The 26,774-nt window shown below is 60.1% G+C and carries 25 protein-coding genes; 7 read left to right on the top strand and 18 right to left on the bottom strand.

All coding sequences use genetic code 11. From position 1 onward, the window contains the following. Nucleotides 1-71 precede the first annotated feature (71 nt). The 8 genes from I5L79_RS16575 to ruvX form a co-directional block, all read right to left on the bottom strand. The gene (locus I5L79_RS16575) at nucleotides 72-2,408 is read right to left on the bottom strand and encodes a patatin-like phospholipase family protein (protein WP_196956189.1); all 2,337 of its coding nucleotides are present in this window, start codon (nucleotides 2,406-2,408) and stop codon (nucleotides 72-74) included. A gap of 215 nt (nucleotides 2,409-2,623) precedes the next feature. After that, entirely contained in the window at nucleotides 2,624-3,037 is a 414-nt protein-coding gene (locus I5L79_RS23355; protein WP_196956188.1) for a DUF2752 domain-containing protein, read from the bottom strand. Between the two features lie 13 nt (nucleotides 3,038-3,050). Next, on the bottom strand, nucleotides 3,051-3,362 hold the full coding sequence (locus I5L79_RS16565) for a CD225/dispanin family protein (protein ID WP_196956187.1): 312 nt from the start codon (nucleotides 3,360-3,362) through the stop codon (nucleotides 3,051-3,053). 113 nt (nucleotides 3,363-3,475) lie between these two features. After that, the gene (locus I5L79_RS16560) at nucleotides 3,476-3,847 is read right to left on the bottom strand and encodes a DMT family protein (RefSeq protein WP_196956186.1); all 372 of its coding nucleotides are present in this window, start codon (nucleotides 3,845-3,847) and stop codon (nucleotides 3,476-3,478) included. 64 nt (nucleotides 3,848-3,911) lie between these two features. Beyond that, on the bottom strand, nucleotides 3,912-4,226 hold the full coding sequence (locus I5L79_RS16555; protein ID WP_196956185.1) for a CD225/dispanin family protein: 315 nt from the start codon (nucleotides 4,224-4,226) through the stop codon (nucleotides 3,912-3,914). 88 nt (nucleotides 4,227-4,314) lie between these two features. Further along, the gene (locus I5L79_RS16550) at nucleotides 4,315-5,304 is read right to left on the bottom strand and encodes a zinc dependent phospholipase C family protein (protein WP_231403160.1); all 990 of its coding nucleotides are present in this window, start codon (nucleotides 5,302-5,304) and stop codon (nucleotides 4,315-4,317) included. A gap of 96 nt (nucleotides 5,305-5,400) precedes the next feature. Next, nucleotides 5,401-6,000 carry a peptide deformylase gene (def, locus tag I5L79_RS16545; RefSeq protein ID WP_196956184.1) on the bottom strand — a complete coding sequence of 200 codons (600 nt, stop codon included), beginning with the start codon at nucleotides 5,998-6,000 and terminating at the stop codon, nucleotides 5,401-5,403. Then, a complete protein-coding gene (ruvX, locus tag I5L79_RS16540; protein WP_196956183.1) occupies nucleotides 5,997-6,407 on the bottom strand; it encodes a Holliday junction resolvase RuvX in 411 nt (136 codons plus the stop codon). The genes def and ruvX overlap by 4 nt, the downstream gene beginning before the upstream one ends. A 451-nt stretch (nucleotides 6,408-6,858) precedes the next feature. Here ruvX and I5L79_RS16535 point away from each other — a divergent pair, with 451 nt between their 5' ends. From I5L79_RS16535 to I5L79_RS16525, 3 genes are all read left to right on the top strand, one after another. Beyond that, complete coding sequence (locus I5L79_RS16535) at nucleotides 6,859-8,460, top strand: S41 family peptidase (protein ID WP_231403159.1); 1,602 nt, start codon at nucleotides 6,859-6,861, stop codon at nucleotides 8,458-8,460. A gap of 167 nt (nucleotides 8,461-8,627) precedes the next feature. Then, nucleotides 8,628-9,836, top strand: a complete 1,209-nt coding sequence (locus I5L79_RS16530; protein ID WP_196956181.1) for a homogentisate 1,2-dioxygenase — start codon at nucleotides 8,628-8,630, stop codon at nucleotides 9,834-9,836. Between the two features lie 75 nt (nucleotides 9,837-9,911). Further along, complete coding sequence (locus tag I5L79_RS16525; RefSeq protein WP_196956180.1) at nucleotides 9,912-10,451, top strand: hypothetical protein; 540 nt, start codon at nucleotides 9,912-9,914, stop codon at nucleotides 10,449-10,451. A gap of 99 nt (nucleotides 10,452-10,550) precedes the next feature. Here I5L79_RS16525 and I5L79_RS16520 read toward each other — a convergent pair whose 3' ends face one another. From I5L79_RS16520 to I5L79_RS16500, 5 genes are all read right to left on the bottom strand, one after another. Beyond that, nucleotides 10,551-12,107 carry a hydroxymethylglutaryl-CoA reductase gene (locus I5L79_RS16520; protein WP_196956179.1) on the bottom strand — a complete coding sequence of 519 codons (1,557 nt, stop codon included), beginning with the start codon at nucleotides 12,105-12,107 and terminating at the stop codon, nucleotides 10,551-10,553. A gap of 63 nt (nucleotides 12,108-12,170) precedes the next feature. Then, the gene (locus I5L79_RS16515) at nucleotides 12,171-12,956 is read right to left on the bottom strand and encodes an energy transducer TonB (RefSeq protein WP_231403158.1); all 786 of its coding nucleotides are present in this window, start codon (nucleotides 12,954-12,956) and stop codon (nucleotides 12,171-12,173) included. A gap of 5 nt (nucleotides 12,957-12,961) precedes the next feature. Further along, nucleotides 12,962-13,591, bottom strand: coding sequence for a TonB family protein (locus I5L79_RS16510; protein ID WP_196956177.1), 630 nt, complete (start codon nucleotides 13,589-13,591; stop codon nucleotides 12,962-12,964). An 82-nt stretch (nucleotides 13,592-13,673) separates the two neighbouring features. Further along, the gene (locus I5L79_RS16505) at nucleotides 13,674-14,495 is read right to left on the bottom strand and encodes an energy transducer TonB (protein WP_196956176.1); all 822 of its coding nucleotides are present in this window, start codon (nucleotides 14,493-14,495) and stop codon (nucleotides 13,674-13,676) included. Between the two features lie 84 nt (nucleotides 14,496-14,579). Further along, entirely contained in the window at nucleotides 14,580-15,356 is a 777-nt protein-coding gene (locus I5L79_RS16500) for a WG repeat-containing protein (protein WP_196956175.1), read from the bottom strand. A gap of 170 nt (nucleotides 15,357-15,526) precedes the next feature. On the opposite strand from I5L79_RS16500, the gene I5L79_RS16495 reads away from it, so the two are divergent. Together I5L79_RS16495 and I5L79_RS16490 are read left to right on the top strand one after the other, a co-directional pair. Continuing rightward, complete coding sequence (locus I5L79_RS16495; protein ID WP_196956174.1) at nucleotides 15,527-16,840, top strand: amidohydrolase; 1,314 nt, start codon at nucleotides 15,527-15,529, stop codon at nucleotides 16,838-16,840. Between the two features lie 21 nt (nucleotides 16,841-16,861). Continuing rightward, on the top strand, nucleotides 16,862-17,737 hold the full coding sequence (locus I5L79_RS16490; RefSeq protein WP_196956173.1) for an ATP-grasp domain-containing protein: 876 nt from the start codon (nucleotides 16,862-16,864) through the stop codon (nucleotides 17,735-17,737). Nucleotides 17,738-17,962: 225 nt separating this feature from the next. Here I5L79_RS16490 and I5L79_RS16485 read toward each other — a convergent pair whose 3' ends face one another. Next, nucleotides 17,963-18,742: an SDR family oxidoreductase gene (locus tag I5L79_RS16485; RefSeq protein WP_196956172.1), complete on the bottom strand. Its 780-nt coding sequence runs from the start codon at nucleotides 18,740-18,742 to the stop codon at nucleotides 17,963-17,965. Nucleotides 18,743-19,020: 278 nt separating this feature from the next. On the opposite strand from I5L79_RS16485, the gene I5L79_RS16480 reads away from it, so the two are divergent. Together I5L79_RS16480 and I5L79_RS16475 are read left to right on the top strand one after the other, a co-directional pair. Beyond that, nucleotides 19,021-21,453, top strand: a complete 2,433-nt coding sequence (locus tag I5L79_RS16480; RefSeq protein ID WP_196956171.1) for a M4 family metallopeptidase — start codon at nucleotides 19,021-19,023, stop codon at nucleotides 21,451-21,453. Between the two features lie 369 nt (nucleotides 21,454-21,822). Beyond that, a complete protein-coding gene (locus I5L79_RS16475; RefSeq protein ID WP_317191390.1) occupies nucleotides 21,823-23,769 on the top strand; it encodes a M4 family metallopeptidase in 1,947 nt (648 codons plus the stop codon). Between the two features lie 86 nt (nucleotides 23,770-23,855). Here I5L79_RS16475 and I5L79_RS16470 read toward each other — a convergent pair whose 3' ends face one another. The 4 genes from I5L79_RS16470 to I5L79_RS16455 all read right to left on the bottom strand — a co-directional run bounded on the left by I5L79_RS16470 (nucleotide 23,856) and on the right by I5L79_RS16455 (nucleotide 26,774). Beyond that, on the bottom strand, nucleotides 23,856-24,587 hold the full coding sequence (locus tag I5L79_RS16470; protein ID WP_196956169.1) for a hypothetical protein: 732 nt from the start codon (nucleotides 24,585-24,587) through the stop codon (nucleotides 23,856-23,858). 75 nt (nucleotides 24,588-24,662) lie between these two features. Then, a complete protein-coding gene (locus I5L79_RS16465; RefSeq protein WP_196956168.1) occupies nucleotides 24,663-25,394 on the bottom strand; it encodes a tetratricopeptide repeat protein in 732 nt (243 codons plus the stop codon). A gap of 101 nt (nucleotides 25,395-25,495) precedes the next feature. Further along, nucleotides 25,496-25,996: a methylated-DNA--[protein]-cysteine S-methyltransferase gene (locus tag I5L79_RS16460; RefSeq protein WP_196956167.1), complete on the bottom strand. Its 501-nt coding sequence runs from the start codon at nucleotides 25,994-25,996 to the stop codon at nucleotides 25,496-25,498. Nucleotides 25,997-26,051: 55 nt separating this feature from the next. Further along, entirely contained in the window at nucleotides 26,052-26,774 is a 723-nt protein-coding gene (locus I5L79_RS16455) for a phospholipase D-like domain-containing protein (protein ID WP_196956166.1), read from the bottom strand.

Below are 26,774 nucleotides of genomic sequence, written 5' to 3'. Positions count from 1 at the left end.
TTCTCTATTGCCCGTTGTCAGTTACTCATTTCAGCTAATCAGGATTGCCCTGGCGACGGGCAACGGATAACTTAATCCAACGACCGGTCGCGGAACAGTACGTAGCCGATGTGGGCAAACACGCCGAAGCGGTGCTCCCGCTCATCGTAGGTGATAAACTGCAGCGACGCCGGTCCTACCGGCGTTTGGTAAGTAAGGCCCGTCATGGCCGTGAGGTAGGGCCGGGAAATGGTGTTCTCGCGTTTGGCAAGCAAAGTGTTGTTAGGGTCGCGGCCCCAGGGGCGCACCAGCACGTGCGCGTATACCGACGTCCGCCACTCCACGGGCCCAAACAGCGCCTGCACGTAGTGCAGTCCACCGGCGGCGTAGGCCGTGCCCCGGTAGCGGTCCAGGAACAGGGTGCGGGAGTCGGGCAGGGGCAGGAAAGCGGGCGAAGCGGTGAGCGAGGAGCGGTAGGTGGCAAAGCGCCCCTGGGAGGTAGCTACCAGCTCGGTGGTGAAGCCCCAGGACTTAGTGCGGGCGCCTACGGTATCGGCTTTATTCAGCGTGAAAAACTGCTCAATAAATGCACTGCCCCGCAGCCACTGGTGATTCTTCTTGCGGCCCTCTATGTCGATGGCCGTGGTGCCGGGGTCGTAGTTTTCCACCCCCGATACTCCCCGCAGGCCAAACTCCACGCGGCGGCCGCTGGTCGCATACTGGCGGCGGTTCTGGGAGTTGCGCTCGAAGCGCAGCGCGACCGTGAAGCCGCTGAGGCTACTCTGGTCGAGGCTGGCGTCGGAGCTAAGCTGGTCGGTATTAGCGAACCGGTCGCGGTTGGTGAAGGCTCCGGCCGTGATGATGTAGCGGCTGCGGTAGTTGGGGCTGATGCCAATCTGCACGTTGGTTATCAGGTCGCGCTGCTGAATCTGGGTGGTTTCGGTGTTGGTACCCAGCAGGCCCCCGGTGTCCTGGTAGTTGAAGTTGTTGAACGTAAGCTGGGGCTGGATGTAGAGCGGAAACCGGCCCGGCACACTGACGCGGAATGCCGCGTGGGCTCCGTTGTAGAAGCGCCCCACAGTAGCATTGGCCTGCACCGTGTAGAGGTAGCGGTTGAGGTAGCGGAAGGAGCCGCCCAGGTAAAAGTTGCTCATGGAGCGGGTGGAAAGCAGCACGCCCAGATCGGCGGTGAGGTTGTTGGCCTGGCGAGCATCCACGCTCAGCACATAGCCTTTTTTCTCCTTGTCGTACATCACCCGCGGGTACACGTTGGAAAAAAAGTCGTTGTCTACCAACGTGAAATAGCCTTCCTCGATATCAGAGGGCGTGTAGCTGGTGCCGGTGCGCCGGAAAAAGCGCCGCACAAAGGCCTGCTGCTCGGTGGGCAGGCCCTGCACGTTCACCTGCTTGAAATCGGGACGGGGGGCGCGTTCCTGAAAAGCCCGGCGGCGCTGCTGCAGGGCCAGCGTATCCTCGCGGCGCGGAATGCGGCGCAGCATCAAAGCTAGCTTGGCTTCGGCAGCAGTTTCCCCCAGGTTCACCAGCTTCTTGGCGCGGTTGAAGTCGCCAGCTCCATAGCCTTCCAGCTCGGGCTGAATGAAAATGCCGTTGGGCCCTACCGACAGCGTATCGGCCACGTTGGAGCCCAGGAAAACGAGCGTGCCGGTCAGCAGCTGGTCGTCCTTATCCTTGGGGTACTGCTTGTAGGCCACGTCGCCCACGTTCACCCCAATCATAATATCGGGCTTGAATTCCTCCTTCATCACGCCGGTCGGGAAGTTGTCTACTACAGCCCCGTCGAAGAGGTAGCGGCCATCCGTCTGCCGGATGGGGCGGAACGCCAGCGGAAAAGCCATGGAGTTGCGCACGGCATCGGCCAGGGAGCCGCTGCGCTGCACCACGCGCTTACGCGTGAACACCTCGGACGCCACGGCCCGGTAGGGCACCAGCAGCCGGTCGAAGTCATAGTCAGCAATGGCGCCGGCGGGGGCCAGCATAGTGGCCAGCTGGTAGTTGAGGGTGGCATCGTTAATCAGGCGCGGCGTGATGCGCGTCTTGAACTTGCTGTCGATGGCCAGGCCCAGGTGCAGGGCCGCGGGACTGTCGTCGGTTTCGAAGTAGTTGTAGACTTTGCCGTTGAGCGGGCGGTTGGCCACCCAGTCCTGAAACGCTTGGCTAAGCACAATCTTCTCAATTTCCTCCGGCGAGTAGCCCGAGGCGTACATAGCGCCCACAATGGCGCCCATGCTGGTGCCCACAATGTAGTCGATGGGGATGCGGTTTTTCTCCAGCACCTTCAGCACGCCCACGTGGGCTAGCCCTTTGGCGCCGCCGCCGCTGAGCACCAGGCCCACTTTCTGCGCGTGGGTGGTAGAAATGCAGAGCAGCACGAGCAAGCCGCTCAGCCAGGAGTAGAGTTTTCTGGGCATAGGAAAGGGAAGCCGCCCGGGGTGGGCAGCGCGTTTCCTACGCAAGCGCCTGCAAGAGGTTGAAGAGGCCAATCTTATCAGCCGCAACCAGCAAGCCCCGAGGAGACTCAGAAAAAGGCAGAGCAGTCTTAGAGACGAGCTTGCTCAGCCTTGCATACAAGCCCGAAAAGCGGGTTTTACGTTGGCTGCGCGTCTTTATGACCATAGGCAGGCGCCTACGGAGCCAGCCACGAGCCCAGCGGAGTAGGCGTGTTGCGCAGGGCTGTAAATAACAGGGTACTGCCAACTACCGTCCAGCCCAGCCAGGGTTGGTAAAGCCAGGAGACGTGCCGGCTTTGCGGCCGCAGAAAGGCTTGGACTTCGAGCAGGCCACCCAGCAGCAGCAGCGGCACGCACGCTACGGCCAGCAGGTTGAGACCGGCGGCCCGCACCAGCTGCCCGTGCAGCAAGGCGTGCAAGGCCCGCTGCGTGCCGCAGCCCGGGCAGTACCAGCCAGTCAGCCAGTTGACGGGGCAGCGCGGAAAAGGGTAGTGGGCCGGGTCGAGGCGGAAATACAACAGGGCCAGCGCCAGCCCGGCAAGTATGCCGAGGCTCAGTACGCTGGCCCTGCTGCGGGAAGTGAATGGCACGCTGAAAAGCGGATTATTGAGAGGCGGCGTTCATCATAGCCAAGCCACCGAACACGAACATGAAGAGGATGTACAGTACAATGCCTCCCAGCCCGACGAAAAACCCGATTTTCGTCCATTTGCCGGCTTTCTGGGAAGCGTCCAGTGCCCCAGCGTAGTCACCCCGGGCTATGCTGGAGTTTACATTGGCGGCGTTGATGATGCCTACAATTCCGAAGGGAAGGCAGCAGAAGATGGTGACCAGGATAGATTCTACCAGCCAGTTTTTGGGTGGCGGGCCGCCCGCGGGCGAGGTATTCATGGTGGAATTGTAGGTCTGCTCCATGCAAAGAGAATAGAAAAAGGGGGAGAAAATGATTGTCGGGGTTAAACATAGAAATTATCCGGGCAAAACCAGCATTTTTCCGCCGTGCGGCCCGATAATAGTCGAGCCGGGTTTCACCACTTCCGGAATATCACGTACACCGCGGCCACCAGCAGCCCAAAACCCAGCAGGTGGTTCCAGCCCAGCTTTTCGGTTTTGAAGACGTACACCGCGCACAGCGTAAACACCGTCAGGGACAACACTTCCTGAATAACTTTGAGCTGAAACAGGCTGAAAGGGCCGCCATTCTCCTCAAATCCGATGCGGTTAGCCGGCACCTGAAACACATACTCGAAGAAAGCCAGTCCCCAGCTCACCAGCACAATGCCCACCAGCCCCAGCTTGCTGAACCACGGCAGCTTCTTGAACTGCAGGTGCCCGTACCAGGCAAACGTCATAAACAGGTTGGAAACCGAGAGCAGCACCAGGGTCAGCAGGCTTTTCATAGCACTAAGGTAAGTACCCACCACGAGTTTGGAATCAGCCCGGGCAGCTTTCGGCTACCCGCTGTTATTGGGGATTAAGCAGCAGCCGGAATGATTCGTTTTGGGTGAGCACATACAGGAAAAACGCCAAGCCGACCGCCGAAATAATTAGCCAAATAAAAAAGCCGATTTTAGTCCAGCGTGCCGCTTTGTCCGCCGCTGAGCGGGCCCCTTCGTAGTCGCCGGCGGCCCAGCGGCTATTTACTTCCGTGGCATTGATGACGCCGAGTAGCCCACACGGTAGGAAGCAGAAGACCGTCACCAGAATGGATTCAATCAACCAGTTTTTGGGCGGCCGGCCGCTGGAATTCTGGGGGCTGAGGTAAGGGTGCTGTTCCATCGATAGGCGCTAAGAGTAGAAAAAGCAGGATTGATTTATTGGCAGTGAAGATAGAACATAGCCAGACGGGATAAAGACAGCTGTTTACTTAGTCCGTGTGGCCGGGGGCGTTGGTGGCGGGTGCCTGCTGGAGCTGCTCGGTTTCGCGGGCCAGGCGCTGCTGCTCGTCGGCCGAGACGGTGCGGGGCATGTTGCGCAAATCGGGCTGGCCGGCATCCACCCAGGCTGTGTACCAGAAGGCTCCCACCAGCCGCACGGCCAGGCGCATCTGCCGCTCCACCTGCCCGTTCAGGCGCTGGTGGTACTCCCGGCTGAACTCGCGGGAATAGGTGCGCACGGTAGCGTTGCCGCGCTGCTCAAAAGTGTACTTTTTGTCGTCGGGAAACTTAGCCGTCAGCTCCTTCTCAAAGCGCAGCACCGAATCAACGGCGTTGCTGGAGCGCGTGACGGTGGCCCAGATAGTAGCCGTTGGCCGCTCGATGTAGGGAGCCGGTCCCGTGAAAAAGTCGTAGCCCGAGGCCAGCAGCTCCGGCAGGCGGCTTTCCCAGAGGCCATGAATGCCGCGCTGCCCCGTGAGCTGCCCGTTGTAGTTGTGGGTGGTATGCAGCGGCACGCAGGCATCGGCCACGTAGTGCCCCAGGTCGGCCGACACGCTGAGAATCCGGTCGGCGTTGCGGCTGCGGAAAGCTTCGGTAAGGCGGTTTTTCATCACCACCACGTGCCAGGGCACAATACCGTGGCGCTGGAGCGTATCGAGGCTGTAGCGGGCCACGGCGTCGGCGTAGCTGTGCGGGAGCTTGTAGGCAGCGCTGTCGCCGTACACATCCAGGTCGATGTAGTGGCGCGGGGCTTCCTCAGGCACCACGGAGCGGCGCGAGTCGGGGCGGGTGGCGTTTTCGGTGAGGTAGTCGATGTTACTTTTGTAGAAGCCCAGCAGCTCGGGTGGCAGTGTGTACACAGCCAGTCGGTTGATGGTGCGGTGCCCGAAAAAGCCCCAGGCCTGCGGCCGCTGGGGCAGCAGCAGACCCAGCACCATCAGCGCCAGCACTGCCCAACGACGAAAATTTCGCGGCATCATATAAACGGCGTGCAAACAAAAAGCCTGGCCTCCGGGAGTGGAAGCCAGGCAATCTGCAAAATATCGGGCTGCCGAAAAAGCCGCGCCCTCAGAAACTTACCGCCCGCCCTGGCCGGCAAACTTCATCCGGTAGTCGGCCTTCACGTCACCTTTGCTGATGCGGGCCAGCTTGCCTTTCAGCAGCTGCTTTTTCAGGCCCGACACGTAATCCGTAAACAGCACGCCTTCCAGATGGTCGTACTCGTGCTGAATCACGCGGGCCGTCATGCCCGTGAAGGTTTCCTCGTGCGCCTGGCGGTTTTCGTCCTCGTAGCGCAGCACAATGGTGGGGTGGCGGTACACCATTTCGCGCACGCCCGGAATGCTCAAACAGCCTTCCTCGAAGCCCCATTCCTCGCCGGTTTCGCTTACCATCTTCGGGTTGATGAAGGCCCGCTTGATGCCGGTTTCGGCCCCCGGCTTCGGCTCCCCGGTTTCCTCATCTTCGTCGTCCACCATGGGGGCCGAGTCGATAACGAACAGGCGCACGCTCCGGCCAATCTGGGGGGCGGCCAGGCCTACGCCGTGGGCGTAGTACATGGTGTCGTACATGTCGCCAATGAGCTTTTTTAGCTCCTCAGGCGAAAAGTCAGCGGGAATATCCTTGGCGCGGGCTTTCAGCACCGGGTCGCCAAAGGCTACAATAGGGTAAATCATCGGGAATTCAGAAAAGATTGCAAAATGAGCGTAGCCGACACCCTATCGACGGTGGCTTTGTCGCGCCGGTCTTTCTTGGAGAGGCCACCCGCCAGCAAAGCCGCGTGGGCCATCCGGGTAGTAAACCGCTCGTCGATTTCGTGCACGGGCACTTCCGGCAATTCGCGGCGGAGCGTGCGCACCAGGCCCACGGCGGCGCTGGTGGCATCGGTGGCCTCATTGCTGAGTGTGCGGGGCATACCCACTACCAGCGCCGCCAGCGGCTCGCGCTGGTGATAGGCCTTTACGTAGGCCAGCAACTCCTGGCTGTGCACCGTTTCCAGGGGTGTGGCTATGATCTGAAGCGGGTCCGTCACGGCCAACCCTACGCGTTTGTGGCCATAGTCAATAGCAAGAATGCGGCCCATGGGCAAAACGGCGGAAGAAAGGAGAAGCGGCAGCACTACCGCCGGAAAATCAGCTCAAAGATACGACACACCCCCGAACCGCGCCCAATGTGCTTCCGCGCGCGCCAGACCAGCAAGTCAGCAGGATGCGTGTGCCAGATGATGGGAATAGTCATATTCGCTACAACTTGCTGAGTTGTAATTGTAGCTCTGAATAGAGGGTAAGCAGCTGAATACAAAAGCTATGTGTAAGTATAGTTGCGCGAAAAGCATATGGAATAGTATTAATTGAATGGCAAATACAAAAAGGCGTATATAAGCGCCAAATCCCGGAAAAGTTTCAGTAGCTTTGAGTCTTATCCGCTTCCCGCAACTGGCTTACATGGCAGGACTTTTTACTCGTTTCACTCAAGTGGTTTTTCCTGGATCTGCAAAACCGGCATCGGCTGCTTTTGGGCGGTGGCGTCAGCCATTGCTACTGGGGGCCACGCTGATGTGTGGGGTGCTGCTGGGAGCCGGGCGGTTTCAGGCTTCCCGCCAGAACCCTGAAGGCACGCTCCGGGGCTACCTGCGCTTCAAGGAGGTGCTCAGCCACGTAGACGAAGAGTACGTGGACTCCGTGGACGTGGAGGCGCTGTCGGACTACGCCATTGCGCGCATGCTGGAGCGCCTCGATCCACACTCCACCTTTATTCCGGCGCGGGAGCGGGAGCAGTCGGCGGCTTTTCTGCAGAGCGACTACGATGGTATCGGGGTAGAATTCAACCTGTTTCGCGACACCGTGACGGTAATAGCGCCCCTGGGCGGCGGCCCCGCCGAGCAGGCCGGCCTGCAGCCCGGCGACCGTATTCTGGCCGTCAACAACCAGCCGGTTTCGGGGCGCCACATCACCATAACGCAGATGTTTGGCAAGCTGCGCGGCCCGGCCGGCAGCCGGGTGCAGCTGCAGGTGCTGCGGCGGCCCGGCAGCAAGCCCCTGCTGCTGAGCGTGCCCCGCCAGCGCATTCCCAACACGTCGGTTGACGCGGCCTACCTGCTGAATGAAACCACCGGTTACATCAAAATCAGCCGCTTTGCCAGCGGCACCTACGACGAGTTCAAACAGGCCCTCGGCGACCTGAACCGCCAGGGCATGACCAAGCTGGTGCTGGATTTGCGCGGCAACCCCGGCGGCTACCTCGACCGGGCCACCAAGCTCGCCGACGAGTTTATAGCCGGTACCCGCAAGCTGGTTTACACCGAGGGCAAGGATGACCAGTTTGATACCCAGACGTTTTCGCGCGTGAACGGCGAGTTTGAGGAAGGCCAGCTGGTGGTGCTCATTGATGAGGGCAGCGCCTCGGCGGCCGAAGTGGTAGCCGGCGCCCTGCAGGACCACGACCGCGCCCTGCTGGTGGGCCGCCGCACCTTTGGCAAAGGCCTGGTGCAGCAGCCGGTGGTCCTCAACGACGGCTCGGAGCTGCGGCTGACCATTGCGCGCTACTACACGCCTTCGGGGCGCTGTATTCAGAAATCGTACGCCGAGGGCCCGGCGGCCTACTCCCAGGAGCTGCGCAACCGCCAGCGCCAGGGCGAGCTGCAGCACGCCGACAGCATCCACGTGGATGACGCCCTGCGCTACCACACCGCCCACGGCCGCGTGGTGTACGGCGGCGGCGGCATTTCTCCCGACGTATTTGTGGCCCGCGACCAGGCCACGCTGGCCCCGTACTACGCCCGCCTGCAAAGCCAGAATCTGGTGCGCGAGTACGCCCTGCAATTCTTCCAAAGCCATAAGGCCGAGCTGGAGGCCCTCCGCTTTGAGCAGTTTCAGGAGTCGTTTCAGATCAGCCCGGCGCAGCTGGCCGAGCTGGCCGACCGGGCCGAGCAGGATGGTATTGCGCTGGACGAAACAGCCCTGCGGCAGTGTGCCCCGCTGCTGAGCAACCAACTGAAAGCTCATATAGCCCGCAGCGCCTACGGCAAAACCGCTTATTACCAGGTGCTCAACAGCCGCGACGCCGAACTGCAAGCGGCCTTGAAAGCCGTAGCCGACGGCCGTGCCCTCCTAGCCCAGGATCTGTCGGGAAACTAACGGCGGCTTTTTCTTTGTCTCAGAAGCCTCATCCTGCTTTGGCCGGATGGGGCTTTTTACTGAGGTATTCAGCGTCGACCTGGAGGAGCAAGCAGTGAGGGCCGCCGGGATGCGGGCGGGCCCGTATATTTAGGCACTAATTTTCGCACCCATCCCACCCGCCCGCTATGCCTTACTATCACCGCCTTGGCCAGATTCCGCGCAAGCGCCACACCCAGTTCCGCCAGCCCGACGGCACCCTCTACCACGAGCAGCTGGTAGGTACGCTGGGCTTTTCGGGCGTATCGTCGCTCCTCTACCATCAGCACGCGCCCACCGAAATCCGGCGCGTGGGCGAACCGCAACCCTACGCCCCCAGGCTGCTGAAAGACCGGGCCCTGCAGCCCAGTCACCTGCGCACCTTGGCCCAGACCAGCACCGGCGGCGACTACCTGCAGGCCCGCCAGACCATGCTTGGTAACGCTGATGTGATGCTGAGTATCTGCAGCCCCACGGAGCGGCGTATGGACTACTACTACAAAAATGCCCTGGCCGACGAGGTGATTTTCGTGCACGAGGGCCGGGGTGAGCTGTGGAGCCAGCTGGGCATCGTGGCCTTCGAGCCCGGCGACTACGTGGTGATTCCGCGCACCATCATTCACCAGTTCCACTTTGAGGAAGGCCCGGTACGCCTGCTCGTTATCGAGTCGTTCAGCCCCGTCGAAACCTGCCGCCGCTACCGCAACCACTTCGGGCAGCTGCTGGAACACTCGCCCTACTGCGAGCGGGACATCCGGCCGCCCCACGAGCTGGTGCAGGACCCCGAGCGCGAGTCGGGCGAGTACGTGGTGAAGGTGAAGAAGGAAGGCTTTCTGCACGAGCTGGTGTATGCCCACTCACCCTTCGACGTGGTAGGCTGGGACGGATACTTCTTCCCTTACGCTACTAGCATCCACGACTTCGAGCCGATTACGGGACGTATCCACCAGCCGCCTCCCGTACACCAGCACTTTGAGGCGCACAACTTCGTCATCTGCTCCTTTGTGCCGCGTTTGTTCGACTACCACCCGCTCAGCATTCCGGCGCCCTACAACCACTCCAATGTGGACTCCGACGAGGTGCTGTACTACGTGGCCGGCAATTTCATGTCGCGCAAGGGCGTGGACCTGGCCTCGTTTACGGTGCACCCCAGCGGTCTGCCCCACGGTCCGCATCCAGGGACTGTAGAGGCCAGCATCGGCAAAAAGGAAACCCACGAGCTGGCCGTGATGGTAGACACCTTCCGCCCGCTCTACCTCACCGAAACCGCCCTGCCCTACCTCGACGAAAAGTACCCCATGAGTTGGAACCCCGGCTTCGTGCACGAGGCGCCCCGCGCGGCAGATATGATGGACTAACGGTTTTCTCGAATAACCTGTACCAAATAAGCGGCAACGGCGTTTATTAGCTTCCCCTTACTTGCTTTTAACTCCATGAAAAAATCTTTTGCTTCGGCCGCCTTCCTAATGGTGCTGGCCCTCATCACATTCAGCTGTGATAAAATCAACGACCTGCTCACATTCGAAATTTCCGACACGCAGGACTTCAAGATTCCGGCCACGCCGCTGGCCGGTGGCCTGCCCGTGACGCTGACCCTACCGGTGCCCGTGACCAACAAGGCCTCCGAGTCCTTCAGCAACAACAACACGAAAGCCGACCTGGTGAAAGACGTAACGCTGAGCAAGCTCACGCTCACCATCACCGACCCGGACACCGAGAACTTCGACTTTCTGAAGAGCATCAAAATCTCCATTGGTACCGACCAGAACGACAAAGTGGTAATGGCCCAGCTGGACGATGTACCGCGCGGCGTCACGACCATCGAGCTGAAGTCGACCAACGCCAAGCTGGACAAGTACATCAAGGCCCCGAACTACACGCTCTACACCGAAGCCTCCGTGCGCCAGGCTACCACCCGCGAAATCACGGTGAAGGAGGAAAGCCGCTTCAAAGTAACCGCCGACCCGCTGTAAAGGTGAGATGGTGATTTAGCGACTTAGTAAGTTCTGTCGTTTTGCTGGCGCCGCATGCGCGGATAGAACGTCAACTTACTGAGTCGCTAAATCACCATCTCACCGGTTGCGGCCGTACTGCTCGTGGCTGCTCACCCAGTCGGAGGAGCTGATGGCGGAGCCCAGGCTCAGCTCCCCGGCCAGCACCACGCCAGCTACTATCTCGGCGAATTTATTGACGGTGCCCCGGCCCACGCAGCCCAGCATGCGCAGGCACTCGTTCTGGGTAGCCAAGCCCGTGCCGCCGCCGTGGGTAGCCACGATGAGCGAAGGAATGGTGATGCTGATGTACAGGTCGCCCTCGGGCGTGATTTCGGAGTACAGGATGCCCGCCGACGACTCCGACACGTTGGCCACGTCCTGACCGGTGGCGATGAACATGGCCGTGATGCCGTTGGCTGAATGCGCGCCGTTGTTGTTAGCCCCGGAGATAAACGCGCCCACGTTGCTTACCTGCCCGTGGTAGGCCAGCTGCTCGGGCGTCACGCGCATGCGCTGCTGCAGCACGTCGCGCTTGACTATAGCCTCGGCCACCACGCGCTTGCCGCGGGTGCGCATCACGTTGATCTGCGAGGCCTTTTTGTCGGTGGCGAAGTTGGATTCGAGGTAGAAGTGGCGGATGGGTGCGCCCTTGTAGTTCTCCAGAATCCAGGAGCAGGCCGCAAACGTGGCGCGGCCTACCATGTTCTGGCCGGCGGCGTCGCCGGTAGAGAAGTTGAAGCGCAGGTAAGCGAACTTGTTGCTCAGGTACGTGTCGATGTACTGGAGCTTGGCTACGCGGGAAGTGCTTTCGGCCTCGGGCCGGATCTTATCGATTTCAGCTTCCACCCACTTGCCAAAGTCCCGGGCGCCGCGGGCATCATCGAACACGAACACCGGGGCGCGCTGCATGGCGTCGCCGACGACGGTGCACTTGACGCCGCCGCAGAGGTTGAGCACCTGCATGCCGCGGTTGTAGCTGGCGACCAGGGTGCCCTCGGTGGTAGCCATGGGGATGAGGAAGTCGCCCTGGGCGTGCTCCCCGTTCACGCGCAGCGGGCCGGCCAGCCCTACCGGAATCTGGGCCACGCCCGTGAAATGCTCGCAGTTGCCCTGCAAATCGTGGGCATCGAAGGAATAGTGCTTGAGGTGCTTGAACTCCTGGCCCGAAAACTCCTCGGCGAAGCGCTGCCGGGCCTGAATGGCGGCCTCGGAATAGTCGTCTTGGTCCTGGCGCGGAATGCGGGTTTTATTTTCGTGCTGCTGGGCAATGGCGTCTTCCACCTCCACGGTCAGGTCGCCGAATGGGTCGGCTGAGAACTGCACCCGCACCGTGTGAATACCTTCTTTGAGGTGCTCGGTGGCCAGATGGAACGTGGCGGCCTGGCCCACCGGCAGCGTGTAGCCGGCACTGTCGGCGTTGAAGGTAGTGGCGGGCCGCACGTCGCCCTCACCCAGGTCCAGCGCAATCTGCTCCACCCCAATCTTCACGCCGTCAACCTGCACATGGTCGATGCGGGTGATGCGCACCGTATCGAGGCGGTTTTTGATGCTGAAGGCCACGCCTTCGGGGGTGTTGTGGAGGCTGCCGCGGGTGTAAAGCAGCTTGAGCAACATGGGGCTGGGCGTGAAAATCATGGGCGGGCGCGGAGGTTAGATGACTGATGGGGCGGGTAAAATAGAAAGGTTTTGGGTAGAAGGCTACCGTCGGGCGCGTTTAGCTGATTTCTTCCCGGATAGTACAGGGTTCCCTGGCGTTGAGTCAAAGATGATGGGCAGCGTGAACTGCACCGGAACCGGCCGGCCGTTCTGGCTGCCTGCCGACCACTCGCCATCCAGCAGTTGCACCAGTCGCAACGCTTCGGCATCCAGTTTCGGGTGCAGGCCTTTGGTTATTACAGGTTTGACGACGCGGCCTTGTTCGTTGATGGTAAAGGAGACGAATACCTTCCCTTTTATAGAATCTATGCCAACCGGAAAGTGGTTGTTTTGACGGATAATTTCTGGCAGCCTTTCCATTCCTCCTCTAAAGACAGGCATTTGCTCTATATACCCTAGAAACGTCTTCTCGGCGGGCTTACTAGCTGCCTGTCTTAGCTCATCCGCCTGGACCAAGGGAGCTAACCATACCTCGTCCATCGTAGAATTCATAGCAGCATTATCCCGCAGCACCGGCTTCACTTGCGCCACCGCTTCCCGCGCCGACAGTCCCAGCCCGCACACCAGCACCAGCGCTACCAGAAACCGCCGCAGCCGGAGCCGCAGCTTCGGTGGTGCGGCCAGCTGCTCCGCCCGAAACCGACCGCACACGCGGCCATCCGGCGCGGCGGCGCGGGCATTTTCTAGGTCAGCTTGAGCGGCGGCGGTAAAGTCGATAACCGTGCGCTGGCACACGGCGCAGTGACGACCTTGTTCCGTAGGTGTCATCTGTTGCCAATCTGCGTGGCAAGTGCGGAGCTGTACATTCAGGATAGGTAAGTTCAGCATAGATGTTAACGCTTTTCGGGAGCTTGTTGAGCTGAGGCGAAGGTGATGGGCAGCGTATACCTTACCTCTATCGGGGTAGGCCGTGGCGGCTGCACCCAGCGGGGCATTTTCTGCACCACACGCAGCGCTTCTGCTTCCAGAGCGGGGCTGACTCCTTTCAACACCTTGGCCTGCGTGAGGTGTCCGGTTTTCGTGATAACGAAGCCAATGAATAATGTGCATTCGGCTGTATTAGAGACGGGGTAATGCAGATTTCTTCTCAGATAAGCTACCAGAGAATCTTGCCCGCCTGGAAAAGATGGCATGGGCTCAAGAATGCAGCTAACCAATAGCTTCGCCTGCCTCTGCGAAGCGGATGGTGCAATCTTTAAACCCAGCGCAGCCGCTGAAACATCAGTAATAGTTCTAATTCCGATTATGGCCTGTTCCGTGCGGGGCAGAAACTGTCCTACTGCTTCCCGCGCCGACAGCCCCAACCCGCAGACCAGCATCAACACAATTACAAACGGCCGCAATCGGCGGCGCAATTTCGGCGGCCTGGCCAGCTGCTCCGCCCGAAACCGGCCGCAAAGGCGGCCATTCGGCGCGGCGACGTTTAATATCTTCTGAGTAGAATTGGTTAAATCAACTACCATGCGATGGTACACGGCACAGTGCGGGCCTACCCGGTGGTCGTGCTGCCAGTCGATGTGGCAGGGATGTAGACTAACCACTGGACTAGCGCTGAAAGGTGACGGGGATGGTGTAGTAGACTTCCACTGCCCGGCCGCTCTGCCGGCCGGGCTCATAGTGACCATTCAGAAGCTGGACCACGCGCAGGGCTTCGGCGTCGAGTAGAGGGTGAAGGCCTTTCAGTACCTTGAATTCGCGCAGCTTACCGTCGGTGCCCACGATAAAGTTAACGAACACGCGGCCTTCTGCGTCCAGCATGCTCGTGTTGGGTGGCCAGCGCAGGTGCTGCTGCAGAAACTGGAGGGCGCCTTGATGACCCCCCTCTCGAAACTGCGGCATCTGCTCCGCATAGGTAAAGACAGCATTATAGTTGGTAGAATCTTGTTCAAAGACGCTGGAGGATTCCGACCCAATTCCACCTAAAAGGATTAGCTCTGAGGAAATAGGTGATTCAGGAAAATCATCCTCGCTTGTTCTCCTGCTCGTAGAAGAAGTCGAATTTGTTTTATGATTTGTTGATGCCTTGGAGTTTATTACTGCTGAATGGACCTTCTTCCGAACCTGCGCCACCGCTTCTCGCGCCGACAGTCCCAGCCCGCACACCAGCACTAACGAAACCAGAAACCGCCGCAGTCGGGGCCGTAGCTTCGGTGGTGCGGCCAGCTGCCCCACCCGAAACCGACCGCACAGGCGACCATCGGGGGAAGTTGCGCGGGCTGCTTCTAAGTCAGCTTGAGTGGCGTTGGTGAAGTCGAACACCTCACGATTGCAGTTGGCACAGTGGCGGCCCTGTTCCGTGGGTGTCATCTGCTGCCAATCCTCGTGGCAGGCGCGGAGCTGTACGTTCAGGATAGGTAAGTCCAGCATAGATGAATAACTAAAAAGCCCGGTTGCCGGAAGGTAACGCGTACCGGCAACCGGGCAGTATATAAGTAGCAGGAAAGCCGGTGCTTACTCGAAGAACTCCTTGCCGCTGCTGTCGATGTAGCCGGCGCGGCCGTCGGGAGTTTCCACGCGGGCCACGTCGCCGATGAAAGGCTCAGCCAGGCGGTATTTGGGCGCCACCAGCCAGCGGCCCTCGGCGTTGAGGTAGCCGTAGCGGCCTTGCTGCCGGGCAATGGGAAAGCGGAAGTCGTTGAGAGGAGAAGCCACGATGGTGTCCAGTTCCAGGGGGAGGGTGATTTTGCCCTTGCGGTTGAGCACGCCCCACTTGGCGCCCTGGCGCACAAACAGCAGCTGCCGGTAGTCTTCCCGGATTTCGTCGTACTCGGCCGGTACCACCGCCGAGCCCACCGTGAAGCGGAAACCCAGCTTGCCCTGTCGCCGCACCACGTCGCCCAGGGAAAGGTAATCTTCCTCCGGCGCGGCCTCGGGCGGTGACGTCAGGCGGCTGCCGATGGCGTCTATATCGAAAGTTTCGCCCCGAAGCGTGACGGTAGCGCGGCCTTTGTAAAAGGTGGAGGCTTTGGAGAAGTGCACGGGCGTGATGGGGTTGCCGCCCCCATCGATATAGCCATATAGCCCATTCTGGCGCACCCAGGCCACTTCTTCCACAAACGGACCAGCCTCCTCATACTGCAGCGGCAGCACCACGCGGCGGCTGTGGTCGGCATAGCCCCACTTGTCGCCCCGCCGAAAGGGCACCAGCCGCCCGCTCACTAGGTCCTGCGCGGCGGTAAGCCCCAGCGCGAGTAAGCCCATTCCCAGAAACTGCCACTGCCTTTTCATGCGCGAATTACCCATCAGCCGTATCGTGTGCCTCTAAATATACTGGTTAGCAGCAGAAGGTGCGCAAAGTAGAAAGAGTTCAAGCCTGAAAGCTGGAAAACAGGGTAGGATAGGTTTGGCCGAAGGGGTGCTGCCTTGTACCTTCCGCAGTCGATTTCACCGCAAGAGCTATGAAAACACCAGCCTCAATACTGGCCCTGGGCCTGCTGCTGAGCAGTGCGCCTGACGTGCTAGCGCAAAAGGCTACGGCCCTGGATGCCCGCATTGCCCGGCTGGCTTCCCAGCAGGAGCAGCAGGTAATAGCCTGGCGCCGCGACCTGCACGAGCACCCCGAACTGGGCAATCAGGAAACCCGCACTGCCGCCCTGGTGGCCGCCGAGCTGCGCCGCCTGGGCCTGGAGGTGCAAACCGGGGTGGCCCGCACCGGCGTGGTGGCGCTGCTGCGCGGCGGCCGGCCCGGCCCCGTGGTGGCTTTGCGCGCCGATATGGACGCCCTGCCCGTTACGGAAAACACCAACCTGCCTTTTGCCTCCCGGGCCACTGCCACCTACAACGGCCAGGCAGTGGGGGTGATGCATGCCTGCGGGCACGACACCCATGTGGCCATGCTGCTGGGTGCCGCCCGCGTGCTCACCGACCTGCGCCAGGACCTGCGCGGCACCGTGAAATTTATCTTCCAGCCGGCTGAGGAAGGCTCCCTGCCGGGAGAGGAAGGTGGGGCCCGCCTCATGGTGAAGGAAGGCGTGCTCGAAAACCCGAAGGTAGACGCCATCTTCGGGGTGCACATCAACGCCCAGACGGAAGTAGGCACGCTCAAGTACCGCCCCGAGGGCGAAATGGCTTCTTCCGACGTGTTTAAGATTGTGGTGAAGGGCAAGTCGGCGCACGGGGCCTACCCCTGGCTGAGCGTGGATCCGGTCGTAACGGCCGCTCAGATTGTCATGGGCCTGCAAACCATCATCAGCCGACAGACCCAGCTCACCGAGGATGCGGCCGTGCTGACGGTGGGTATGATTCATGGCGGGGTGCGCAACAACATCATTCCCGAGCAGGTGGAGCTGACGGGCACTATCCGCACCTTCAGCAAGGAAATGCAGCAGAAAATCTGGGAAGCCGTGCGCCGCACCGCCACCAGCATTGCCGCCAGCAGCGGGGCCACAGCCGAAGTGAACATCGAAAACTACGCGCCCGTGACCTACAACGACCCGCGCCTGACCGCCCAGATGCTGCCCAGCCTGCGCCGGGCGGCCGGTACGGGCCCGGTGGTACTGCAAAAAGCTGTAACCGGAGCCGAGGACTTTGCTTTCTTCCAGGAAAAAGTGCCCGGCCTGTTCGTGTTCGTGGGCGGCATGCCCCAGGGCAAAAACGCCGCCGACACGGCCCCGCACCACACGGCCAGCTTTTTCATTGATGAAAGCGGCCTCACGCTGGGTGTGCGTACCCTCACTACCTTAGCCGTCGATTACCTGTCGGCCAAACCCTAGCGCCGCTTACCTTTCTTCTCTGTGAATATTGCCCTGGTTTCCTACGAAGGCCGCTTAAGCTCCCAATACGCGGCCGATACGGTAGCGGATGAAGACACGCTGCTGGCAAACTATTTAACTAGCCGCGGCCACCAGGTCAGCATCGAAATTTGGTCGGATGCGGCAGTGGGCTGGGAGCAGTATGAAGCCGTAATCCTCAAGTCGCCCTGGGACTATTTCGACCGCATAGCCGAGTTCTACGCCTGGCTCACGCGTCTGGATAGATTGGGCGTGCAGCTGCTGAACCCCATTTCTGTGGTGCGCTGGAACGCCGATAAGCGCTACCTGCTGGAAATGGCCGAAGCTGGTGTGCCCGTAGTGCCTTCGCAATGGCTGGCGCGGGGCAGCAAGCTGAACGTGGACGCGTTGTTTGCGGCACTGGGCCAGCCCGGGCAGCTCATCATTAAGCCGGCGGTGAGCGGTGGCGCCAAAAACACCTTTGCCCTTACCGCTGCCGAAGCCATGGCCCAAGCCGATTTCCTGCAGAAGCTGCTAACTGAAGAGGATTTCCTGGCTCAGCCGTTTCTGCCTCAGATTCAGACGCAGGGCGAATGGTCGTTGGTGTACCTGGGTGGGCAGTTCAGCCATTGCGTGCTGAAAACCCCCAAGGCCGGCGACTTCCGGGTGCAGCACTACCTCGGCGGCGGCATCGAGCCGTACCCTGCCCCCGCCCATATCCGCCCGGTTGCCGACGACATCGTACGCCGGTTCGCGCCCGGCTGCCTCTACGCCCGCGTGGATGGGGTAGAGGTAGACGGGCAGTTTCTGCTGATGGAGCTGGAGCTGATAGAGCCCTTCCTGTATCTGGAAACGGATGACGCCTCCTGGTCCCGCTACGAGCAGGCGCTGCGAGGTTAAATGGTTGCCTGATTTTCTGGATAAGTGGTTGAATATCTGTCATTGCGAGTAGTGCGAAGCAATCCGTCCTGGGCAACGTAGAAAGCCCTGAAATGTGAAAAGCCCCTGACGTCCACGCTGACGTCAGGGGCTTTGTGTTAGAAGGGCGGGGCTGGTTTTGTTCAGGACGGATTGCTTCGCACTGCTCGCAATGACAGCCATGCAGCCATGCAGCCATGCAGCCAGTCAAAACCCGTTTACCAGAAAGCCACCATCTACGCTCAGGCACTGGCCCGTGATGTAGCTGGCCGCCGGCATACACAGAAATGCCACGGCGGCGCTTACTTCCTCCGGCTCGCCCACCCGGCGCATAGGCGTGCGGCTCACTACTTCGGCCAGGTACTCGGGGTTTTGCAGCACGGTTTCGGCCAGGGGCGTACGGATGTACCACGGCGCCACCGTATTCACCCGGATGCCGTCGGCGGCCCATTCCACGGCCAGGTTGCGGCCCAGCTGGGTCATGGCGGCTTTGGTCATGCCGTAGATGGAGCCGGTGCGGAGCGCAATCAGCCCGGCTACTGAGGCCACATTCACGATGCTGGCTCCTCCGGCGGCCTTCAGCAGCGGGTGCGCGCCCTGGCAAAGGCCAAACACCGATTCCAGGTTGGTAGCCATCAGCTGCTGGTATTCGGCCGGGGAATACGCGGTGGTGGGCTTGCGGATATTGGTACCCACATTATTGACCAGGATATGCAACTGCTGCCCGAGCTTTCCGGTGGCTTCCAGCACGGCGGCCCTCCCCGCTGCCTGGCTGACGTCGGCGGCAATGGCGTGAGCGGGCAGGCCTTGCTGCTGCCAGTGCTGTACCTGGTGCTGCAGGGTCTCGGGCTGCCGGGCTACGGCCAACACGGTAACGCCCAGCTGCAGCAGTTCCTGGGCCACCGCCGCCCCTATGCCTTTGGAGGCGCCGGTGACGAGGGCGAGCTTACCCGTAAGGCTCCAACGCGAATCTATAGGACTGTGCATCGAAAAATTTGTGACGAAATGTTAAAAGAAAGAATTTGTATTAAAGCGAGGCTTACGTCCGTTTGTTTTAGAACAAAATACAGATTTGCCCCCGAAATCAGGTAATTGTCAAGTTTGTAGTAGGAGCTTGGATAAATAAAATTTTAACAAAATTTTAACCTATAGATACAAGTTATCCCAATTATTGATAGTTTGGGTCGCCAATCTGTTAAAAGCAACCTCTCTCGCTTCAGGCACTTGGCTGAAATCATTTTCACACCACCCCAACCAACCCCATTATGCAAAAGAATTACCCGGCAGTAGCACTGCTGGTGCTTGGCAGCGCCATGTTCGCTCCAGCTCAGGCCCAGAATGGCGTTCAAGTAAAGCAGCGCATCACAGCGGCCGATGGGCAGCACGAAATGATCAGCTTTGCGGAAGGTAAAGGCTACAAAGCGGCCGACGCCGACAAAATGTTCCGCGAGCAGTTGGGCCTGCTGAAGGACGAAACCCTGGTACGTCGCCAGACCGAAAAAGACGAGTTGGGCTTTGTCAACGAGCGGTACCAGCAGTACTACAAAGGCTACAAAGTTGAAAACGGCGACTATCTGCTGCATGCCCGCCAGGGCGAAGTACAGCTGATCAACGGCCGCCTGGAGCGTGGGATGGAGCGCGTGAACACCACGCCCGCCCTCAGCGAAGCCCAGGCCCTGGCCCGCGCCATTTCCTTTGTAGGCGCCAAAAAGTACATGTGGCAGGATGACCAGAGCTTCGCTCCCAAAGGTGAGCTGGTGATTGTGCGCAACGAGCTGGGCAAAGGTGCCACGGCCGGCAAGCCCACGCTGGCTTACAAATTCAACATCTACGCCCAGGCGCCCATCAGCCGGGCCTTCATCTACGTAGATGCCCGCTCGGGCGACGTGGTGTTCAAGAACGACATCATCAAGCACACGGCGGCTACCGGCACGTTTGCCACGGCTTACAGCGGCTCCCGCTCCATTGCCGACGACTACACCGGCACAACATACCGCCTGCGTGAGGTAACCCGCGGCCTCGGCATCGAAACCTACAACTGCAAAAAGAGCAACAGCTACACCGCTGCCGTCGACTTTACCGATGCTGACAACAGCTGGACGGAGTACAACAACGCCAACTTCGACAACGTAGCCGGCGACGCCCACTTCGGCGCCCAGGCCACCTACGATTACTGGAAAAACGTGCATGGCCGTAACTCCTACGACAATGCCGGCGCCAAAATCAAGAGCTACGTGCACTTTGATGACGCGCCCGGCGGTGCTGGCTACGAAAACGCCTACTGGGACGGCACACGCATGACCTACGGCGACGGCGCCACGCGCTTCCGCCCGCTGACCTCGCTGGACGTATGCGCCCACGAAATCGGCCACGCAGTGTGCGAGAAAACGGCTAACCTGGTCTACTCCAATGAGTCGGGCGCGATGAATGAAGGCTTCTCCGATATCTGGGGTGCTGCCGTAGAGTCGTATGCCGTATCGAATCTGGGCGCTACTTCCGGCGGCGTGAAAGCCAAGGACACCTGGCTGATCGGCGAAGAAATCGACAAGCAGCAGGCGGCGCTGCGCTCCATGAGCAATCCTAACTCGCAGGGCCAGCCCGCTTACTACAAAGGTACCTACTGGGCTACCGGTACGGCCGATAACGGCGGTGTACACACCAACTCGGGCGTACTCAACTACTGGTTCTACCTGATTTCGCAGGGCAAAACCGGCACCAACGAAAAAGGCCTGAGCTTCTCGGTAGCTGCTCTGGGCATCACCAACGCCGCTAAAATTGCTTTCCGCACCGAAAGCGTGTACCTCACGTCTTCGTCCAACTACGCCGCTGCCCGCACGGGCTCCATTCAGGCGGCTAAAGACCTGTTCGGTGCCGGCTCCACCCAGGAGCAGGCCGTGACCAACGCCTGGTATGCCGTAGGGGTTGGCGCTGCTTACAGCGGCGGCGGCACTACGCCTCCGCCCACTACCGGCACGTATTGCGCTTCGAAAGGCTCGAACGTATCGTACGAGTGGATTGACTACGTGAAGCTGGGCTCCATTGCCCGCACTTCCAGCAAAGACGCCGGCTACTACGACGGCACGGCTACCAGCACCTCCATTGCCGCTGGTTCTTCGCAGACCATTAGCTTCAGCGCTGGCTTCGCTTCCACGGCTTACACCGAATACTGGAAAGTATACATCGACTACAACCAGGATGGCGACTTCACCGATAGCGGCGAACTGGTAGTGTCCGGCTCTTCTTCGAGCAGCGGTACTTTGAGCGGCACGTTCACGGTTCCCGCCACGGCTAAGTCGGGCCTCACTCGTCTGCGGGTGCTCATGAGCGACGCCTCGGCCACGACCAGCTGCAACAGCTACAGCTACGGCGAAACCGAAGACTACTCCGTGAACATCACGGGCGGTGCCGCCATTGCTGCTGCCAGCGCTGGTTCTTCTGCCAACCAGATTATCGGCAAAGAAGAGGGCCGCGGCCTAGAGCTGTATCCCAACCCGGCTTCCGATGTAGTACGCATCTCTCTGCCCGGTGGCGCCAAGGTAGCCAGCGTGAAAGTGGTTGACCTGCGCGGGGCTTCCGTAGGCGGTGCCCGCTACAACGACAACGGCACGCTGAACGTAAGTGGCCTGGCCAAAGGGGTATACATGCTGTCGATAAGCGACGGGCAGAAAACCTTCCACACGCGCTTCGTGAAGCAATAGGGAATAGTTAACCCTACTAAGCCAAAGAAGGCCCGGTGCTCAGCGCCGGGCCTTCTTTGGCTTAGTAGGATACAACTTCACAGCGTTAAGCCTCAGCAAAACTCAAGCACTCCGAAAGAATTCAACCATAGGCTGTCTTATTCAAGCACTTTGCAGTAAGGATAGGATTTCGTTGAAAAAATAGCAGTGAAAAGCATGAGACATTAAATTTCCATTAAAGTTTATTGCTATATTGTATGCCCGAACAATCGTTAGCTCTCTTACTGGCGAATTGGACTGGTTAATTCATTTTCATCACCCCAACCTCCTCTCAACATGCAAAAGAAGTACTCAGTAGCAGCCTTGCTTGCGCTTGGCGGATTAGTTTCTGTGTCTGCCGCTCAGGCCCAAAGCAACGGACGGGTAAAGCAACGCCTAACGTCGGCTGATGGACAGCCAGAATTGATTTCCTTCGCCCCCGGCCAGGCATATAAGGCTGCCGAGGCTCAACAAATGTTCCGCGAGCAGCTAGGCCTGCTGAAAGAAGAGTCGCTGGTGCGCAGCCAGAGCAACCAGGATGAGCTGGGTTTCGTGAACGAGCGGTACCAGCAGTTTTACAAAGGTTATAAAGTAGAGCACGGTGCTTACATGCTGCACGCTCGTCAGGGCGCTGTTGAGGTAATCAACGGCCGCCTGGAACGTGGGCTGGAAAAAGTAAGCACTTCGCCTGCTCTGTCGGAGTCACAGGCTTTGGCCCGGGCTACTGCGTTTGTAGGAGCCGACAAGTTTATGTGGCAGGATGCCGAGGAAGAAGCGTATCTGCGGAAAGAAACCAACAACTCCAAGGCCAGCTATAAGCCTAAAGGGGAGCTGGTAATCGTGCGCAACGAGCTGGGCAAAGGCGCTACTGCTGGTAAGCCTACCCTGGCTTACAAGTTTGACGTGTACGCCCAGGCGCCCGTTAGCCGGGCCTTCATCTATGTAGATGCCCGTTCGGGTGAAATTGTTCTGAAAAACGATATTATCAAGCACGCCGGCGCTACTGGTACATTTGCTACGGCCTACAGCGGTACCCGTTCCCTGGCCGATGAAACGGCTACCGGCGGCTACCGCCTGCGGGAGCTGACGCGCGGCCTCGGTATTGAAACCTACAACATGAAAAAAGGTCAGCAGTATGGCCGCGCCGTAGATTTCATTGATGCTGACAACAACTGGACGGCCGCTGAATACAATAACTCAACCTACGACAACGTAGCCGGCGACGCGCACTTTGGTGCCCAGGCCACTTACGACTACTGGAAAAACGTGCACGGCCGTAACTCCTACGACAACGCCGGTGCCAAAATCAAGAGCTACGTGCACTACGGCCGCAGCTACGAAAATGCCTACTGGAATGGCTCAGTAATGACCTATGGCGACGGGGCTACGCGCTTCCGTCCGCTGACCTCGCTGGACGTATGCGGCCACGAAATCGGACACGCGGTGTGCGAGAAGACGGCTAACCTGGTCTACTCGAACGAGTCAGGGGCCATGAACGAAGGCTTCTCCGACATCTGGGGTGCTGCTGTAGAGGCCTATGCCGTGTCGAACCTGGGCGCTACGTCTGGGGGCGTGAAGGCTAAGAACACCTGGCTCATCGGCGAGGAAATCGACAAGCAGCAAGCTGCCCTGCGCTCCATGAGCGACCCTAATTCCCTGGGCCAGCCTGCTTACTACAAAGGACTGAAGTGGTACGCAGGTACTTCCGACAACGGCGGGGTGCACACGAACTCGGGCGTGCTCAACTACTGGTTCTACCTGATTGCCCAGGGCAAAACCGGCACCAACGAAAAAGGCCAGAGCTTCTCGGTAACAGGCCTTGGCATGGATGCTGCCGCTAAAATTGCCTTCCGCACGGAAAGCGTATACCTGACGGCTTCTTCTACCTACGCCAATGCTCGCACGGCCAGCATTCAGGCCGCTACCGACCTATATGGTGCCGGCTCTACGCAGGTAACCTCGGTAACCAATGCCTGGTATGCAGTAGGCGTAGGCTCAGCGGCTGCTCTAACGGCTTCCGGCACTACTTCGGCGCCTGCCGTCAATACCGGTATCGTGGCTGCTACTAAAGGCCTAGATGTATTCCCAGTACCGGCCACGAATGAGCTGACTCTCTCGCTGCGTCATGCTGGTACACTGAGCAACGTGCGGGTTGTTGACATGCGCGGCGCAAGCGTAACTAGTGCCCGCTACAACGACAACGGCACACTGGACATCAGCCGTCTGGCGCAGGGTCTGTACATCGTATCGGCCAGCGACGGCACGGAAACTTTCCGTCAGCGCTTCGAAAAGAAGTAGCCAGCTGATTGCCCCAAAATACAAAAGGCCCGTCGCACTTTGCGACGGGCCTTTTTATTTGTTTGCTATTAAAGTTGAGCTAGGTTTCAGGGCCGGAGCGCATACTCTACTTTCAGTTCAAGCAGGCCGTAACCGTCGTTGCGGTTGGGGTTGGCCCGCCGGCTCACGTCGTCGAGGTGGTCGGTGGTGGTGAAGAAGTAAGTGCCCTCGGCCGAGATGCCCACGCGGCGGGAGGCCCGCACCATCAGCCCCAGCCCTACCGGCGCAATCAGGGCCGTTGCGGGGTAGTCGTTGCGCTCCGGTGAGTCGAACTGCGTGTCGTTGGTAGGCCGCTCGGTGCCGTGGTACGACTCCGGACTGTACAGCAAGGCGCCCACGCCAAAGCGCAGATACGGTTTAAGCGTAGCCGGCCCGCCGGGACCATCGGCAAAGTCGCCGGGACCGGGCACCGTCAGGCGTCCCTGGGCAATAAGAGAAGCATTGCGCCCCCGAAACGCGAGTCCGCGCGAGGCCAACTGGTCTTTGGCTCCCACCTGAAAATACGTAAACTCGCCGCCTACCTGCAGGCCCGGGTACAGCTTGTAGATAGCGCCCACACTGATAGCCGGCCCGATAAAGTTTTCGCCCAGGGAGCCGGTCAGGTCACCGTTATAGTAGGAAATACCGCCCCCGAAGGTAAGCCGCACCGGTCCCCGGTAGTAAGGCCGAGCCTGGTGGCTATAGTAGCGCTTGCCGCGCGGGGAGGTTTGAGCCTGAACTTCAGCGGCAGTGCAAACAACGGTGGCCAGCGAAGCGGCCAGAAGAAAACGGAAATTCACGGGCAGAAACGCATGGTAATGGCCCGGCATACGCCGGCCGGGCCTTTGTCGTTGCGCAACGCCGACCTGGAGCTTTTATTTGAATTTGCCCTGCGGGTCGGGCTGCTTGGCGAGCAGTTCACTGATCAAGCCGAAATCCAGCATCGCCATGTTGTACTTCTGGGTGTTGTGCACGGCTTCCCAGGCTTGAGGATATTTTTCCTGGTGGTAATAAGCCCGGGCCAGCTGGCTCCAGGCACTGGCATTAGCCGGCTGGAACTGCACGGCGCGCTCCAACGTGGTTACGGCATCGGTCAGGTCGCGCTTCTTTTTGCTGGTGTTGAACTGCAGCAGCTGCAGCGTGCCCAGGTCGCCCAGCAGCGCCGCGTTGTCGGGCGCAAGGACAAGACCTTGCTGCAGCAGCGGCAGAATTTCGGTTGGCGCGGCCTCGCGCTGGCTGAGCACCACGGCCTGCCCGCGGAATGCATCGGGGTTGCGTGGGTCCAGGGCCCAGGCCAGGTTGAAGCGGTACATAGCGGTGTCGGGCTGGTTTTCCTGTAGGTACTCAAAGCCCTTATCCGAGAAAAACCGGCTGGCCTCGGCCCGCGACGCGAAGCTGCGGGTGGCATCGGCCAGAATAGCCGGCCCCGCCAGCCGCTCGGCCTCGGCAGTTGATACGCCGCCATACAAAGGCAGCATGCGCCGGGCGGCGTCGGGTATGGGGGCGGCCCCGGCTTTTTGCTTGATCTTGACTTTCTGCGCCGAGGCCGGCGTGAGGGGCAGCAATGCGGCCAGCAACAGCGCGCCGCCTAGCAAATAGTTTTTCATGAGAATACAGGTCAGGAAACCGGCCGGAAGGTTGCAAGCTCCCAGGGTGTTCCGACAAATATACTACCTGAAAAAAGAGCAAACCGGCGCACTACAACAACCTAAAACAGCGTGGTCTGGCGGGGCGGCTGCTCAAAGTCCAGCAGCCACTTTTTGCGACCCAGGCCCCCGGCGTAGCCCGTCAGGCGGCCGTTGGCTCCGATGACGCGGTGGCAGGGCACCACAATAGCCAGCGGATTCTGCCCATTGGCCGCGCCCACGGCCCGTACCGCCTGCGGGTTGCCCAGCCGGTGAGCCACGGTGAGATAAGACACCGTCTGGCCGTAGGGAATATACGTGAGCTGCTGCCACACCTGCCGCTGAAACTCCGTGCCCAGGCTCGGGTCGTAGGTCAGCTGAAAGTCGCGCAGCTCACGGCCGAAGTACGCCCGCAGCTGCTCGTAAGCTGGTTTCAGGCAGCTGGCCACCGCACCGGGTGGGGTAGAAGCTGCCGGCTCAGTGGGCAGCCGCACAAACTCTACGGCCAGCAGGCCCGCATCAGAGCCGCGTAGCTCCAGCAGGCCGGCCGGCGAAGCCAACGAAGCACAGGCAATAGTCGTCATATCAAAAAGCGCGCTACAGGCAAGCAGCCGGCCGAAGTTCGCTCTTTTGCGGCTATTATGCCAAGTTTTTACCTACTAGGGGCGGCATCAGCGGCAGCTCGGTCCAGAGGCGCTCAAACTCCAGCTGGTAGCTGCGAATAACTTTCGGGTCGTCGGTGATGAGCAGGTTCTCGTGGTTGTAGAGCGAGGCCGAGCGGGTCCAGTTGTAGCTGCCCGTCAGCACGGAGCGGTTATCGGCTACGGCAAACTTGTGGTGCATGTGGTTGGCGGTGGCATCGACGTGCACGGCAATACCAGCCGCGTGCAGCTGACGGATGTCAGAGCCTTTGTCGTAGAGCTTCTCGTTGTCGGTGAGCAGGCGCAGGTGCACGCCCCGGCGGTGCGCGGCCAGCAGGGCATCCGTAATCCGGTCATCGGAAATGGTAAACACGCACACATCAAGCGTGTGCGCGGCCCGCTGAACAAAGCGCCGAATGGCATCGGCGCAGTTGTCCAGCGGGCTGAAATACACTTCGGTGTGCGTAGCCGAGGCCCCGGCGGAGGGCATCAGCAGGGCGCCGGCCGCCTCCAGCCAGTCGATGGCCGCTTTATCGGGCAGGGTGTTGAACCGCTCCCGCACTACGGCAAACAGCTGATGGCGTAGCTCGTCCAGCGCATTGCCGTGCTGTCCGTGGGCCGCCAGTTGGGCCCGCAGCCGGCTGGCTTCCTCCTGCGACAGGGTGTTGTCGGCAAACGACTGGCGGAACAGCGTGAGCAGCTGGTGGGAAGAGTCAGCCAT

Origin of the sequence: Hymenobacter guriensis, assembly GCF_015773195.1 — a bacterium.
Taxonomy (GTDB): Bacteria; Bacteroidota; Bacteroidia; order Cytophagales; family Hymenobacteraceae; genus Hymenobacter; species Hymenobacter guriensis.
This window is presented reverse-complemented; position numbering and strand designations above follow the sequence as displayed.

Excerpts from the sequence above, each read along its gene's own strand:
- I5L79_RS16575 (WP_196956189.1), bottom strand. The coding sequence starts at position 2,408 with ATGCCCAGAAAACTCTACTCCTGGCTGAGCGGCTTGCTCGTGCTGCTC.
- I5L79_RS16565 (WP_196956187.1), bottom strand. The coding sequence starts at position 3,362 with ATGGAGCAGACCTACAATTCCACCATGAATACCTCGCCCGCGGGCGGC.
- I5L79_RS16560 (WP_196956186.1), bottom strand. The coding sequence starts at position 3,847 with ATGAAAAGCCTGCTGACCCTGGTGCTGCTCTCGGTTTCCAACCTGTTT.
- I5L79_RS16555 (WP_196956185.1), bottom strand. The coding sequence starts at position 4,226 with ATGGAACAGCACCCTTACCTCAGCCCCCAGAATTCCAGCGGCCGGCCG.
- I5L79_RS16550 (WP_231403160.1), bottom strand. The coding sequence starts at position 5,304 with ATGATGCCGCGAAATTTTCGTCGTTGGGCAGTGCTGGCGCTGATGGTG.
- def (WP_196956184.1), bottom strand. The coding sequence starts at position 6,000 with ATGATTTACCCTATTGTAGCCTTTGGCGACCCGGTGCTGAAAGCCCGC.
- ruvX (WP_196956183.1), bottom strand. The coding sequence starts at position 6,407 with ATGGGCCGCATTCTTGCTATTGACTATGGCCACAAACGCGTAGGGTTG.
- I5L79_RS16530 (WP_196956181.1), top strand. The coding sequence starts at position 8,628 with ATGCCTTACTATCACCGCCTTGGCCAGATTCCGCGCAAGCGCCACACC.
- I5L79_RS16525 (WP_196956180.1), top strand. The coding sequence starts at position 9,912 with ATGAAAAAATCTTTTGCTTCGGCCGCCTTCCTAATGGTGCTGGCCCTC.
- I5L79_RS16520 (WP_196956179.1), bottom strand. The coding sequence starts at position 12,107 with ATGATTTTCACGCCCAGCCCCATGTTGCTCAAGCTGCTTTACACCCGC.
- I5L79_RS16515 (WP_231403158.1), bottom strand. The coding sequence starts at position 12,956 with ATGCTGAACTTACCTATCCTGAATGTACAGCTCCGCACTTGCCACGCA.
- I5L79_RS16510 (WP_196956177.1), bottom strand. The coding sequence starts at position 13,591 with ATGGTAGTTGATTTAACCAATTCTACTCAGAAGATATTAAACGTCGCC.
- I5L79_RS16505 (WP_196956176.1), bottom strand. The coding sequence starts at position 14,495 with ATGCTGGACTTACCTATCCTGAACGTACAGCTCCGCGCCTGCCACGAG.
- I5L79_RS16500 (WP_196956175.1), bottom strand. The coding sequence starts at position 15,356 with ATGAAAAGGCAGTGGCAGTTTCTGGGAATGGGCTTACTCGCGCTGGGG.
- I5L79_RS16495 (WP_196956174.1), top strand. The coding sequence starts at position 15,527 with ATGAAAACACCAGCCTCAATACTGGCCCTGGGCCTGCTGCTGAGCAGT.
- I5L79_RS16485 (WP_196956172.1), bottom strand. The coding sequence starts at position 18,742 with ATGCACAGTCCTATAGATTCGCGTTGGAGCCTTACGGGTAAGCTCGCC.
- I5L79_RS16480 (WP_196956171.1), top strand. The coding sequence starts at position 19,021 with ATGCAAAAGAATTACCCGGCAGTAGCACTGCTGGTGCTTGGCAGCGCC.
- I5L79_RS16465 (WP_196956168.1), bottom strand. The coding sequence starts at position 25,394 with ATGAAAAACTATTTGCTAGGCGGCGCGCTGTTGCTGGCCGCATTGCTG.
- I5L79_RS16460 (WP_196956167.1), bottom strand. The coding sequence starts at position 25,996 with ATGACGACTATTGCCTGTGCTTCGTTGGCTTCGCCGGCCGGCCTGCTG.
- I5L79_RS16455 (WP_196956166.1), bottom strand. The coding sequence starts at position 26,774 with ATGGCTGACTCTTCCCACCAGCTGCTCACGCTGTTCCGCCAGTCGTTT.